The 13,531-nt window shown below is 68.8% G+C and carries 13 protein-coding genes; 7 read left to right on the top strand and 6 right to left on the bottom strand.

Translation table 11 applies throughout. The features are described 5' to 3' along the window. Nucleotides 1-31: 31 nt before the first annotated feature. The 4 genes from AMD30_RS22605 to AMD30_RS22590 form a co-directional block, all read right to left on the bottom strand. Nucleotides 32-457 (bottom strand): DUF779 domain-containing protein, encoded by a 426-nt coding sequence (locus AMD30_RS22605; protein WP_010844677.1) that lies wholly within the window; start codon nucleotides 455-457, stop codon nucleotides 32-34. Nucleotides 458-630: 173 nt separating this feature from the next. Next, nucleotides 631-2,154, bottom strand: coding sequence for an acetaldehyde dehydrogenase ExaC (exaC, locus tag AMD30_RS22600; RefSeq protein ID WP_010844678.1), 1,524 nt, complete (start codon nucleotides 2,152-2,154; stop codon nucleotides 631-633). A 212-nt stretch (nucleotides 2,155-2,366) separates the two neighbouring features. Beyond that, nucleotides 2,367-3,659, bottom strand: a complete 1,293-nt coding sequence (locus tag AMD30_RS22595; protein WP_055477190.1) for a GAF domain-containing protein — start codon at nucleotides 3,657-3,659, stop codon at nucleotides 2,367-2,369. Between the two features lie 106 nt (nucleotides 3,660-3,765). Beyond that, entirely contained in the window at nucleotides 3,766-4,617 is an 852-nt protein-coding gene (locus AMD30_RS22590; RefSeq protein ID WP_055477189.1) for a helix-turn-helix domain-containing protein, read from the bottom strand. Between the two features lie 37 nt (nucleotides 4,618-4,654). On the opposite strand from AMD30_RS22590, the gene AMD30_RS22585 reads away from it, so the two are divergent. After that, nucleotides 4,655-5,218 carry a maleylpyruvate isomerase family mycothiol-dependent enzyme gene (locus tag AMD30_RS22585; RefSeq protein WP_055477192.1) on the top strand — a complete coding sequence of 188 codons (564 nt, stop codon included), beginning with the start codon at nucleotides 4,655-4,657 and terminating at the stop codon, nucleotides 5,216-5,218. An 81-nt stretch (nucleotides 5,219-5,299) separates the two neighbouring features. Here the strand turns inward: AMD30_RS22585 and AMD30_RS22580 are convergent, their stop codons facing one another. Beyond that, nucleotides 5,300-5,554, bottom strand: coding sequence for a hypothetical protein (locus AMD30_RS22580; RefSeq protein WP_010844682.1), 255 nt, complete (start codon nucleotides 5,552-5,554; stop codon nucleotides 5,300-5,302). A gap of 91 nt (nucleotides 5,555-5,645) precedes the next feature. Between AMD30_RS22580 and AMD30_RS22575 the strand changes: the two genes are divergently transcribed. The 6 genes from AMD30_RS22575 to AMD30_RS22550 all read left to right on the top strand — a co-directional run bounded on the left by AMD30_RS22575 (nucleotide 5,646) and on the right by AMD30_RS22550 (nucleotide 11,327). Next, nucleotides 5,646-6,053 (top strand): YccF domain-containing protein, encoded by a 408-nt coding sequence (locus AMD30_RS22575; RefSeq protein ID WP_014924866.1) that lies wholly within the window; start codon nucleotides 5,646-5,648, stop codon nucleotides 6,051-6,053. A 65-nt stretch (nucleotides 6,054-6,118) separates the two neighbouring features. Next, a complete protein-coding gene (locus tag AMD30_RS22570; protein WP_197282834.1) occupies nucleotides 6,119-7,438 on the top strand; it encodes an NAD(P)/FAD-dependent oxidoreductase in 1,320 nt (439 codons plus the stop codon). After that, the gene (locus AMD30_RS22565; RefSeq protein ID WP_055477188.1) at nucleotides 7,435-8,241 is read left to right on the top strand and encodes a DUF1365 domain-containing protein; all 807 of its coding nucleotides are present in this window, start codon (nucleotides 7,435-7,437) and stop codon (nucleotides 8,239-8,241) included. The genes AMD30_RS22570 and AMD30_RS22565 overlap by 4 nt, the downstream gene beginning before the upstream one ends. Next, nucleotides 8,238-9,569, top strand: a complete 1,332-nt coding sequence (locus AMD30_RS22560; RefSeq protein ID WP_055477187.1) for a class I SAM-dependent methyltransferase — start codon at nucleotides 8,238-8,240, stop codon at nucleotides 9,567-9,569. The genes AMD30_RS22565 and AMD30_RS22560 overlap by 4 nt, the downstream gene beginning before the upstream one ends. Further along, entirely contained in the window at nucleotides 9,566-10,372 is an 807-nt protein-coding gene (locus tag AMD30_RS22555; RefSeq protein ID WP_055477186.1) for a DUF1295 domain-containing protein, read from the top strand. Before AMD30_RS22560 ends, AMD30_RS22555 begins: the two co-directional genes overlap by 4 nt. A gap of 70 nt (nucleotides 10,373-10,442) precedes the next feature. Further along, on the top strand, nucleotides 10,443-11,327 hold the full coding sequence (locus AMD30_RS22550) for an anti-sigma factor (protein WP_055477185.1): 885 nt from the start codon (nucleotides 10,443-10,445) through the stop codon (nucleotides 11,325-11,327). Nucleotides 11,328-11,424: 97 nt separating this feature from the next. Here the strand turns inward: AMD30_RS22550 and AMD30_RS22545 are convergent, their stop codons facing one another. Further along, a complete protein-coding gene (locus tag AMD30_RS22545) occupies nucleotides 11,425-12,942 on the bottom strand; it encodes an ATP-dependent DNA ligase (RefSeq protein ID WP_055477184.1) in 1,518 nt (505 codons plus the stop codon). Nucleotides 12,943-13,531 lie beyond the last annotated feature (589 nt).

Genomic DNA, 13,531 nt, shown 5'->3' with positions numbered 1-13,531 from the left:
CGATACGTATGACGCATTCTGTGTGGGCCGGCTAGGGGCCGGCGGTGGCCCCCGTCAGCGGCGGGGACGCCGCCAGGACCTCGTTCTCCTCGTCGGTGAAAGTCCGTGCACGCGAGAGGAAACGGACCCCTTCCGGTGCTTCGAGGCTGAACCCGGCGCCACGACCCTTCACGACGTCGAGGATCAGCTGGGTGTGCTTCCACAGCTCGAACTGGTCGCCGTTGATCCAGACCCTGACGGCCGGAATGGGTTCGGGGAGTTCGATCTCGCCGACCAGCACATCCCGCTGGCCCACGCGGTACTCCCCGACCGGGTAACACATCGGGGCCGAGCCGTCACAGCACCCACCGGACTGGTGGATCATGAGGCCGCCGTGCAGCTCCGACAACTTGGTCAGGAGCTGCACGGCGGAGTCTGTGGCGACCACCCGATCAGGAACACTCTGCTCGGCGGTCATCTCGCTTCACTCTCTGTCGTCGTGCGTGGACCCTTCGTGACGCTCGCAAGCTCGCTCCTCAGGGAGCGGGATGAAGCCGAAGCGCTACCCCCAGCTCCCCGGGGAGCGGGTCTGCGGGCATCTTCTCTCCGCTCCCTGAGGTGCGAGGAGCGTTAGCGACGAGCCTCGAAGGGTCAGAAGAAACCCTTGGCACTCTGAGCGTATCCGACCAGGAGGTTCTTGGTCTGCTGGTAGTGCTCGAGCATCATCAGGTGGTTCTCGCGGCCGATACCGGACTGCTTGTAACCACCGAAGGCGGCGTGTGCCGGGTAGTCGTGATAGGTGTTCGTCCAGACGCGGCCGGCCTGGATCTCGCGGCCCGCGCGGTATGCGGTCGCACCGTCGCGGCTCCAGACACCGGCGCCGAGTCCGTAGAGCGTGTCGTTGGCGATGTGCATGGCGTCGGCGAAGTCCTTGAAGGTGGTGACCGCGAGGACCGGACCGAAGATCTCTTCCTGGAAGATGCGCATCTTGTTGTTGCCCTGGAAGACAGTCGGTTTGATGTAGAAGCCGCCGGCCAGGTCGCCGTCGAGCTCGGCCGCCTCGCCGCCGATCAGCACCTCGGCGCCCTCGTCCCTGCCGATGGCGAGGTAGGAGGAGATCTTCTCGAACTGATCGTTGGAGGCCTGCGCGCCCATCATCGTGTCGGTGTCGAGGGGGTTGCCCTGCTTGATCTTTCCGACGCGGTCGACGGCCTTGGCGATGAACTCGTCGTAGATGTCCTGCTGGATCAGCGCGCGACTGGGGCAGGTGCACACCTCACCCTGGTTGAGCGCGAACATCGAGAAGCCCTCCAGCGCACGGTCGAGGAACCCGTCGTCGGCGGACATCACGTCGTTGAAGAAGATGTTGGGGCTCTTGCCACCGAGTTCGAGGGTGACCGGGATCAGGTTCTCCGACGCGTACTGCATGATGAGCCGGCCGGTCGTGGTCTCACCGGTGAACGCGATCTTGCGGATGCGGTTGCTCGACGCGAGCGGCTTGCCCGCCTCGACACCGAATCCGTTGACCACGTTCAGGACTCCGGCGGGGAGCAGGTCGCTGATCAGGCTGACCAGGTACAGGATCGACGCGGGTGTCTGCTCGGCGGGCTTGAGCACGACCGCGTTGCCCGCGGCGAGGGCGGGGGCAAGTTTCCACACGGCCATCAGGATCGGGAAGTTCCAGGGGATGATCTGGCCGACGACGCCGAGCGGCTCGTGGAAGTGGTAGGCGACGGTGTCCTCGTCGACCTCGGAGATCGAGCCCTCCTGGGCGCGCAGCGCGCCGGCGAAGTAGCGGAAGTGGTCGACGGCCAGCGGGAGGTCGGCGGCGAGGGTCTCGCGGACGGCCTTGCCGTTGTCCCAGGTCTCGGCGACAGCCAGCTTCTCGAGGTTCTCCTCCATGCGGTCGGCGATGCGGAGCAGGGCCAGCGAGCGCTCGGCGACGGGGGTCTTGCCCCACCCGGGTGCGGCCTTGTGCGCGGCGTCGAGCGCGAGGTCGATGTCCTCGGCCGTCGAGCGCGCGACCTCGCAGAACACCTTGCCGTCGACCGGCGACGGGTTCTCGAAGTACTGCCCCTTCACCGGCGGGGTCCACTGTCCGCCGATCCAGTTGTCGTAACGAGACTCGTAGCTCATCACCGATCCATCGGCACCCGGCTTTGCGAAGACGGTCATGGTTGCTCCTTGCGTGTGGGCCTCAGCGTGAGGACGCTCTGCGGATGTCACACAGGACACCGAGGGCGTCCGTTGTGATCTGTTCCACACCTTAGGAGCGCGGTGGTTGCACGAGCGTTGCAACGTTGATTCCCCTGCCAGGCCGCCAGGGGCTCGCCGACGGAACCGTGCACCCCGCCCGGCGATCGGGCTCGGCCGGCGGGTTGCAGCCTTCAGGCCCCGTACCGCTTGTCGAGGAGCCGGATGCGTCCACCCACGACGGCGCGGTCGGGATCGCCGACGGGCAGGCGGTGTTCGAGGCGACGCCACGCCGCCAGGTCGTCGCGTCCGTGCGTCGACGAGGTCCACCGGCGCAGTGCTGCGACGTCGCCGGTCGCGAAGAGACGCGACCGCAGGTCCTCTCGCAGTTCCTCGAAGATCTCGACGATCCCCGGTGCACTCGATTCGGCGAGCAGCCCGCCGCGGCCGAGGTCGTCGACGACCGACACGAGGTCCGACCCCGACGCGATACGCGACCGGAGGTCATCGACGTCAGACGTGATGTCGAGGGTGAGCCGGTAGGGCCGGCTGGCGACGACGTCGGCGCCGAGATCGCGGCGAAGCCGGGAGATCTCGGCCCGCACGGTCACCGGGTCGACTCCGTCCTCGGCCAGCTTCAGTGCGAGTTGCTCGGTGTTCAGTCCCTCGGGAAAGGCTTGCAGCAGAACGAGTATCTCCGCATGCCGACGCGACAAGGTGCGGGCGCCCGATCCGTCGGCGGTGCGGTGCCAGCGTCCCGAACCGTCGCCGAGGACGGTGAGATGCGCTGCGGCCCGGGACCCGAGAGCCGGTTCGAAAGTGGACGGGTCGGCGAGGTCGACGGCGCCCGCCCGCAGTTCACGCTCGACGGCCGCGACCACCGACCGGACGGCTGCCAGCGCGAACGGCGCCGCGACCTCACGCCCGCCGGTCACGTCGACGACACCGATCACGTGCCCGGTCAGCGGATCGTGCACGGGGGCTGCCGCGCAACTCCACTCCTGCACCGGCCCGGCGAAGTGTTCGGGTCCGACGACCTGCACGCCCCGATCGACGGCCAGCGCGAGGCCGGGGGCGTTGGTGCCGACCACCTCCTCGCTCCACACCGAGCCCTCGACGAAGTTGATGTGCCCGGCACGGTCACGGGCGGCGGTGTCGCCCTCGATCCACAGCAGCCGTCCGGCCTGGTCGGTCAGCGCGACGACGACCCCGGTGTCGGCGATCGCGTCGACCATCAGCGATTGCACCAGCGGCCGGACCGCGGTGATGGGGTGGGCGGCTCGATAGGCGGCGAACTCGTCGGGCGACATCGCGGACGCACGATCGCCGTCCGGCGCTGCCTCGCTCGGGTCGACGCCCCTGGTCAGCGACCTCGCCCACGACTCGCGGACGATCGAACGGACCGCATCCGCCGGTGGGTTGACACCGGAGAGGAAGTCCTCGTACGCCCGGCGGATGCGCGTGGCCACCGTAGCCGCGTCAGTCATGCACCCTCCGTCGATTGCCCGATATGTCGTCGATTCTGCCTGCACCGATGTGATCTCGGCAACATTCGACCAGCTTGTCGCCGTCGATCGGTGCACGACCCTACGGTCAGCTTCCGGGCCCGGCCTGGGAGAACCGGGCCGAGAACGTCCGCGGGGTCATGCCGGTGACGGTCTTGAAGTCACGCACGAAGTGCGCCTCGTCGGCGTAGGACAGATCCGCCGCGAGCGAGGCGAGGGTCCCCGACCGTTCGCGCAGTCGCTCGGCCGCCTCGTGCAGACGACGACGCTGGATCAGCCATTTGGGGGTCAGGCCGAGGCGCCGCCGCGTCAGCCGCTGCAGGCTGCGTTCGGTGAGGTGGAAACGCTCGCAGATCTGCGCGACCGCCGTGACGGTCGAGTCGGTCTCGACGTACTCCACGATCGCGTTGATCAGCCGGCCGTCGTCGTCGAGCGGGAGATAGGACCGCAGCCAGTCCTCGACCCGGTCGGTCGCGGCGCGCTGGGTCTCCTCGAGCCCGGGATCGACGGCCATCGCCGACCGCACCGACCGCTCGAGATCGCTGCCGCGCCGGCCGAAGACCTCGGACAGTTCCGCGTGCCGATCCGTCCACTCGCCGACGTCGCCGGTCAACAACCCCCCGGCACCCGGCGTCAGCATGACACCGACCGCCCAGCCGCCACCCGTCAGCACCGTCTCCGACAAGCCGGTCACCACGCCGTAGAAGCGGGCGTAGGTGTTGCTCACGACGATGAGGCACACGGGGTACTGCAGCACGCGCTGCGGCGCCTCCGCCCCGGGCGGCACCCACCACACCGGAACCCAGAAACGACGCACCAGGTCGGCGAGATCGGGGCTCGGCGTCCACCGTCCGATGCGATAACTCGCGTCCGATGGGTCGACGAGGTGTGCGCGCTCGACGTCGTCGAGCCGCGCCCGCCCCGGATTGTCGGGTTTCATCAATCACCGTCCCGTGGTCTCGCGGTTGACTCTCATCATGACCGCAATCAACGACACCTCACCATTGCTCGACCACTACGCCCGCCTCGCCGACGGATTCGCCGCCGTCCTCGACGCCGCACCCGCGGACACCTGGACCGAGAACTCCCCGTGCGAGGGATGGACCGGCCGCGACGTCGTCGGCCACGTCATCGACACCCAGCGCGAGTTCTTCGGGCGCCACGACGTCGATCTCGGGCCCGCACCCTCGCTCGACGACCCCGCCGCAGCGTGGCACACCCATCGCGACACCGTCGCGGGTCTGCTCGCCGACCCGGCCGTCGGCGACCGCGCCTTCGACGGCCACTTCGGACCGACCACCATCGGCGAGACCCTCATCCGCTTCTACGGTTTCGACATGATCGCCCATCGCTGGGACATCGCCCGTGCCGCCGGGACAGAGCATCGTTTCACCGACGACGAACTGTCCGAGATGGAGACGGCCGTCGAGGGTTTCGGTGACGCGCTCTATTCCGAAGGAGTGTGTCGCAAGGTCGAGATCCCCGCCGGCGCCGACCGTCAGACCACCCTCCTCGCGCGCCTGGGTCGCGTCGCGACCTGATCCCTCCGCTCCCTGAGGTGCGAGGAGCGAAAGCGACAACCCCTCCACTCGCACCCCAGGGAGCAAGCGGGGCAGCGGAACTCAGGGAATCCAGCCGTTGTGCCGCGGGTAGCGTGCGCGCAGGTGGCCGTAGACGTAGGTGCTGAGGAGGAGCGCGGCACCGGTCGCGATCGACGGCCAGAGGAACTCGTTGTCGAGTGACCCACGGACCGCCGCGACGGCCCAGCCGATCACGAGCAGCACGAGCGCGATGGTCGCCAGGATGCGGATGACGAGCACGACGGTGGCCAGCACCGCCCACAACGCCTCGCGCGCACGCCCCGCCCGTCCACCCACCAGGTCATCGTAGTGTCGCGCCGACCCGCAGGCAGTGCTCCTGCGTCTCGCATTTGTGCCCATCGACCCGCACCGCATGGACAATGGAGGAATGAAGACCATCCTCAACGTCATCTGGCTCGTGCTGTGCGGACTGTGGATGGCGATCGGCTACGTCGTCGCGGGCATCATCTGCTGCATCCTGATCATCACCATCCCGTTCGGCATCGCGTCGTTCCGGATGGCGAGCTACGCGCTCTGGCCCTTCGGCCGAACCGTCGTCCGCAAGCCGACCGCGGGCGTGGCGTCGACGATCGGCAACATCATCTGGATCATCGTGGCCGGCCTGTGGCTCGCGATCGGTCACATCACGACCGGCCTGGCCATGTGCCTGACCATCATCGGCATCCCGCTCGGTATCGCGAGTTTCAAGATGGTGCCGGTGTCGCTGCTGCCGCTGGGCGCCGAGATCGTCCCGACGGATCAGCAGATGCCGGGTGGTACGCCGGTGCGGATGTGACCGACCGAACGCCGCGCTGACCTCCCCGGACCCATCCGACGCGCCGTCGGATCCGAACAGCGGGCATGACACTCACGACCGGCCCCGACGAGGGGCCGAGATCCATCGCCGTGATCGGCAGTGGAGTTGCGGGCCTGACCGCCGCCCACGTCCTGTCCACGCAGGCGACGGTGACACTGTTCGAGGCGGATTCGCGACTCGGTGGTCATGCGCACACGCATCTGCTCGACCTGCCGTCCGGTCCGCTGGCCGTCGACTCGGGCTTCATCGTCCACAACGACCGCACCTATCCGACGCTGATCCGGTTGTTCGACGAGCTGGGTGTGGCCACCCTCGACACCGACATGTCGATGTCGGTGTCGTCGACGGTCACCGGCCTCGAGTACGCGGGCGCGCTCGGGGCGTCGGGACTGTTCCCGACTCCGCGCAATCTCACCCGCGGGCGCTACCTGGTGATGCTCGGCGAGGTCGTGCGGTTCCACCGCGCGGCACATCGCGTGCTCGACGACCCGCGAGCCGACGTGCCTCTCGCGCACTTCGTCGAGCGCGAGGGCTTCTCCGACTACTTCCGCGACAACTTCCTGCTGCCACTGGTGGCCGCGGTGTGGTCGTGCGATGAGCAGACCGCTGCGGACTATCCCGCGCGCTACCTGTTCGCGTTCCTCGAGCATCACGGCATGCTCACCGTTTTCGGTTCGCCCACCTGGCGAACGGTGGCCGGCGGGTCGATCCGCTACGTCGAGGCGGTCGCCAACGGAATCGTCGCACGTGGTGGGCGGATTCGTCGTGGTTCGCCCGTCCGGCATCTTGCGACCACCGATGCGGGCGTCGAGGTCGGCGTCGGCGAGCTTCCGGTCGAGATGTTCGACGCCGCGGTCGTCGCCACGCATCCGCACCAGGCGTTGTCGATGCTGGCCGCTCCGACGCCCCAGCAGCGCGAAGTCCTGAGCGCGATCCAGTACCTGCCGAAACCTGCTGTGCTGCACTCGGACACCTCGCTGATGCCACGGGCCCGTCGGGCATGGGCGTCGTGGAACTACCAGATCCGCAACGATTCGTCGGCGTCCGAGGTCGCGGTCACCTACGACCTGACCCGGCTGATGCGTCTACCCGACACCGCGCCGCGGATGCTCGTCACCCTTGGTCGGACGGACCTCGTGGACCCGTCGACGGTGCACGCCGAGATGCAGTACGAGCACCCGATCTACACCACCGAATCCGTTGCCGCGCAGTCCCGCTTGGCCGACATCGGGACCGATCGGCTGGCTTTCGCCGGCGCCTACCACGGGTGGGGCTTCCACGAGGACGGCGCGGCGTCGGGCGCCCGTGCGGCGGCGCGTCTCGGGGTGAGCTGGGAGCAGACCACCCCGCCGGTGCCGGCATGAGCACCGCGCCGACGGAAAGACCCCTTTCCACGACATCGACCGCACCGGCCCTGCCGGCACTCGTCGACGCCGAGATCGGGCACTCGCGGATCACGCCGCTGCGACACGCGTTCACCTACCGGACCACGTCGTGGCTCATCGACCTCGACACCCTCCCCACGCTGCCGCGCGCGTTGCGTCCGTTCGCCCGCTTCCGCCCCGACGACCACTTTCCCGAGCCCGCCACTCCCGGTGCGACACTTCGGGATCGGCTGGACGCGCACCTGCGTGGGGCGGGCGTCGAGCCACCGGCCGGACGGGTGACCGCGTTGCTGTCACCGCGAGTGGCCGGTTATGTGTTCAATCCGCTGAGCGTCTTCTGGTGCCACGACGCCGACGGCCGGCTCGTCTACGTCGTCGCCGAGGTCCACAACACCTATGGGCAGCGGCACTGCTACGTCGTGCACACCGACGCCGCCGGCCGGGCCGACGTGGACAAGGAGTTCTACGTCTCGCCGTTCAACCCGGTGGACGGCCGATACCGCCTCTGGCTGCCCGAGCCGGCCGGGCGGCACGTCGCGCTGTCGGTCACCCTCGAACGTCCCGGCCACCGCCCGTTCGTCGCGTCCCTGTCGGGTACGACGACGCCCGCGACACCCCGGGCCGTCCTGTCCGCGCAGCTGCGAACGCCCTTGGCACCCATCGTCGTCGCCGCGCGGATCCGCCGTCACGGAATCGCCCTCTGGGCGCGCCGTCTGCCCCTTGTCCCCCGACCCGACCACCCCGTTTCCACCACCATCGCACTTGAGGAGAAGGTTCGATGAGCATCCCCATCCGCCACCCCGGCCTACCCGACCACGCGTCCGTCGACAGCACGCGCTGGCCCGACGTCGCCGCCCCGCCCGTGGGACGAACGGTGTCCACGCGCGCCCGGGCCGCCGAGCATCTGTTCCGCCGGGCCACCGACCGTCTCGACATCCGGATCGAATACCCGGATGGCGCTCTCGGAGGACTCCGTCACTCCGTCGTGCAGCCGCGGATGATCGTCCGCCGCCCCGACGCACTCTGGCGCCGGATCGGGTTCGGGGGACTCATCGGATTCGGCGAGGCGTTCATGGCCGGCGACTGGACCACCGACGACCTCGTCGGCGTCCTGACCGCCTTCGCCGAACGCCCCGGCGATCTCGTCCCGCGGCCGCTGCAGTGGTTTCGGGCCGCCGCGCTCCCGAAACATCCACTGTCCGAGCACAACACGGCTGCGAACACGCGCCGCAACATCGCCCGGCACTACGACCTGTCGAACGATCTGTTCGCGTCCTTCCTCGACGACACGATGAGCTACTCGAGCGCTCTGTTCGACCAGCCGCTGCGGGGTTCGGACCGGCCAGCATGGTCCGACCTCGCCACCGCACAGCATCGGAAGATCGACCGGCTCCTCGACCTCGCCGGAGTCGGGCCCGGCACCCGGCTGCTCGAGATCGGCACCGGATGGGGAGAACTGTGCCTGCGCGCCGCGGCGCGCGGCGCCACCGTCCGATCGGTGACCCTGTCCTCCGAGCAACGCGACCTCGCACGAACGAGGGTCGAGGCAGCCGGCCACGCCGACCGCGTGCAGATCGACCTGCTCGACTATCGCCAGGTCGACGGTACCTACGACGCGGTGGTGTCGGTCGAGATGATCGAGGCCGTCGGCCAGAGGTATTGGCCGGCCTATTTCCAGACCATCGATCGGGTCCTCGCACCGGGAGGACGCGTCGCCATCCAGGCGATCACGATGCCCCACGACCGGCTCATGGCCTCTCGCAACACCTACACCTGGGTGCACAAGTACATCTTCCCGGGCGGACAACTGACGTCGATTCCCGGTCTGCGAGCGGTCGCCGCCGGCTCCACCTCCCTACGCCTCACCGAGACCGGTGCCATGGGCCGGCACTACGCGGAGACGCTCCGACTGTGGCGCGAACGCTTCCGCGGCAACGCCGACGAGGTGCTGCGCCTCGGCTTCGACCAGACCTTCCTGCGGATGTGGCAGTTCTATCTCGCGTACTCCGAGGCGGGCTTCCGGTCCGGGTACCTCGACGTCCACCAGCTCCTCTTCACCCGCGAACCCGCCGGCACGGGTGACGGTCCGACGGGCCGGTCACCGCGATGACCGGATGGTCCGGCTTCCTCACGATCACGGTGGCGAGCCTGGTGTTCCTCGCGGTACTGCAGGCCGCCACCTTCGCCGTCGGTCACCGCATCGGCCGCTACAACGTCGTCGATGTCGCCTGGGGGCTCGGATTCGTCGGCGTGGCCTGGCTGGGTCTGCTGCTCGGCGGCGGTGACCCGCTGCGCAACTGGTTGCTCGCCGTCCTCGTCACGGTGTGGGGCGTGCGGTTGTCGTGGCACATGCACGCCAAGTCCGCGGGCAAGGGCGAGGATCCGCGATACGTGGACCTGCTGGAACGATCCGGTGGTACCGGCCTCGGTACCGTCGCGCGCAAGATCTTCGGAGTCCAGGGGGCGTCGCAATGGTTCGTCTCGCTACCGCTGCAGGTGTCGGCGGTGACCGAGTCCGCCGGCCTCCTGCCGGTGATGATCCTGGGCACGCTGGTGTGGGTGCTCGGCGTGTCCTTCGAGGCGGTCGGCGACGCGCAGTTGCGCGCGTTCAAGGCCGACCCGTCGAACCGGGGCACGATCATGGACCGGGGTCTGTGGGCGTGGACGCGGCACCCCAACTACTTCGGCGACTCGTGCGTCTGGTGGGGGCTCTGGCTCATCGTCGCGAGCGCGTGGCCGGGCGTGCTCACGGTGCTGTCGCCGCTCGCGATGACCTACTTCCTGGTCTACGCCACCGGTGCCCGCCTGCTCGAGAAGTCGATGAGCCGACGGCCCGGATACCGCGAGTACCAGGAGCGCACGTCATACTTCTTGCCGCGGCCCCCTCGTCCCCGGACGCGCGCGGGCACGTGACACCCGCCCACCGGCGGGCGAGCCCGGTGGACCACCCATTCAGGTCGACGACGACGGCAGGAGGTACGTGATGACCGACCATCTCGATCCCGACGCTGCCGAGTTGTTGGAGATGGCCCCGCTCGTCGCGCTCGATGCACTGTCCGACGACGAACTGCGAGACGTCCACACTCGGGTCGCGGCGGCGCCGCAGGATCTCCGCACCCTGTTCGACAAGCAGGTCCGCGCGACGCGCGAGGCGATGGCCGCAATCAGCAAGACCACCGCGACCCCGCCCCCGCCGACCCTGCGCGACCGCATCCTCTCCGCCGCTCGTGCCGATGCCGGTCTCGATGCGCCGGACACCACGGAACCGCACGCCGACCCGTCCGTCGGCGCGGGGACCGTCGAGACGTCCGACCAGACGCCCACATCCGGGCCCGCTGCCCGGGAATCGTCTGTCCCACAGCAGCACTCCACGTCGATTGCCGCCGAGTCCGAACAGGATGACCGACGACCACGACGTCGCTGGACGTATCTCGCCGCCGCGGCGGTACTCGCCGTCGCCATCGGTGCCGCCGGGTGGGTCATCGGACAGTCGAGTTCGCCGGAACCGGAGGTGCGGCCGCTGGCCTCACCCGCCGAGCAGGTCTTCTCCGCGGAAGACCTACGGTCGACGGGAGGTCCGGTCGCGACCGGGAAGGTCACCGTCTATCTCGCGAAGTCGGCGGACACCGGTGTGCTGGTGATGGATTCGGTCCCGCCGCCCCAGCCGGGGACCGTCTATCAGATGTGGCTCATCGGGCCGGACGGTCCGCGCTCGGCGGGCACGATGACCGACAAGGACGTCGAACCGGTGACCACCGCCGTCCTGTCCGGGATCAACTCCGCCTCGACCCTCGCGTTCACCGTGGAACCGCCCGGTGGTTCGGACCGACCCACCACCACCCCGGTCGCACAGTTGTCGCTGATCTGACCCCGGACCTCCGCCGAAATCCACCCCGTGGACGCGAGCCGGCGACATATCGTCGGCTGTCCGTTTCCCACGGGTGGTTTCCAGCCGGTCAGGCCGGTCACTTCAGCAGCGCGCGGATCGCCTCGATGCTGTCGGCCTGCCCGGGTGTCTTGTCCGGCCGGTAGCGCACCACGCGGGCGAAGCGCAGCGCGACGCCGCCGGGATACCGCGAACTGCGCTGAGCACCGTCGAGTTCGATCTCGACCACGATCTCGGGACGCAGGTACACGGTGTACGAGTCCCGGTGCGTCTCGTGCTTCGGGAACTCCTCGGTCTGCCAGCGAAGCAGCTCGTCGGTCAGACCCTTGAACGTCTTCCCGACCATCACGAGTTCACCCGTCTCGGGATCACGGGCGCCGAGGTGCAGGTTCGACAGCCATCCCGACCGCCGCCCCGAGCCCCACTCGGCACCGAGCACCACCAGATCGAACGTGTGCGTCGGTTTGACCTTCTGCCACGCCTTTCCGCGGCGGCCGGCCACATACAGGCCGTCGAGCGATTTCACCATCACGCCCTCGTGTCCGTCGGCCATCGCGGCGTCGAAGTGTCGGCGCGCCTCCTCGAGGTCCGGCCGGGTCACCGCGGGGATCCGCAGGTGCGGGGCTATCGAGTCGATCGCCGCGAGCCGCTCGGACAGGGGGCGGTCGATGAGGTCGGTGCCGTCGAGGTGCAGGCAGTCGAAGAAGAACGGCTTGAGCAGACGTTCGGGTTCGCCGGCGGCGGTCGGTCCGGAACCGAATCGGCTCATCGTGTCCTGGAAGGATCTGGGCCGGCCGTCGTCCGAGAGCATCAGCGTCTCCCCGTCGAGGATCACCGAGTCGCACGGCAACGCGGCGATGACCGCGACGAGGTCGGGCACGTTGGCCGTCACGTCGCGCAGCGTGCGGGTGAACACCGAGATCTCGGTTCCCTTGCGGTGCACCTGGATGCGCGCTCCGTCGAGTTTGTAGTCGACGACGAGGTCGGGTCCGAGGAGAGCCAGCGCGGAGTCGAGGTCCTCGGCGGGTGTCGCGAGCATGGGTTCGACGGCGCGCCCGACCTGCAGGCCGACCCCGGCCAGCGCGTCGGCGCCGAACCGGGCCAGCGCCGCGGTCTCCGGCAGCGAACCGGTCAGCATGTTCGCCCGGCGCACCAGCGTCAGATCCTGCCCGGTGACCTTCGCGATCGCGTCGGTCATGACACCCGCGAGAGCCCCCTGCCTCAACTCGCCGGTGAGCAGTGCGACCAGGAACTTCTGTTCGGCTTCGGTCGACGCGGCGAACAGGGACGCGATGATCTCGCCACGACGTTTCGTCGAACCGGGGCCCGACGCCGACGCGAGTTCACCGAGCGCGGCGTCGACCGCAGCGACCTCCAGCGTCGGCGAATCGGCCGGTGGCGCCATCAATTTCGATAGCGACCGCCAACCGACGCCGAGCCTGCCCTGCGGTATCTCGCCCGACAGCCAGGCGACGACGATCGGGAGTTCCACATCTGTCGCCGCGGTCAGCGCGTCGGCCAGCACCGCCGTCTTGCGGGTCCGCGACCGATCGCGTGCGACGTCGGCGGAGGTCTCGACGACATCGATCAGCCTCACGCCGTCTCACCACCTGTCGGACGAGCATTCACCCATTCGACGGTACGCCGGGCGTCCGACAATCCGGCTCGGTGCGTGACGAGTCGTACCGATCACCTCGCGAGCACTTCGGGCGTACTCGATCACCGGGTCGTCGCATCTGCTGACCAGTCACCAAACCGGCCCGAGTATCGCGGAGCGAACCCGAGGTCGCACACAACGTGCGTTCGCACGCGACACCGCGCTCGTCTGGACCAGGGAGCGCGCGGTTCGTCAGATCAGGACGCGCACGTGCTGATCAGGTCGGAGACGTTATGTTCGCCGCACAGCGGTACCGACATCTCCGGAGAGGTCCCGCTCGGGGTCACACGGCCCCAATGTGTGGCACTGCGGCGGCAGTCAGCGATATAGCAGGCGGGCGCTAGGGAGTCGTACACACGGAACACAACGGGTTTCGACGCTCTCCCATTCCCGTCACCAGCGCGCGAAGACCAGGACCGTTGGCGAATCACTGCGAGTACCACTCTTGGCGGCGGCGATATCTCGGGCCCGAAGTCAGCCGCTGGAATCGGATTTCCGGCCGCGAGGCCGCCTTGCAATGACTCAGCAG

The sequence above is a fragment of the Gordonia sp. HS-NH1 genome (assembly GCF_001418765.1).
In the GTDB taxonomy this organism is placed as follows: Bacteria; Actinomycetota; Actinomycetes; order Mycobacteriales; family Mycobacteriaceae; genus Gordonia.
The sequence above is the reverse complement of the archived record's forward strand: the minus strand, read 5'-3'. Positions and strand labels throughout refer to the sequence as shown.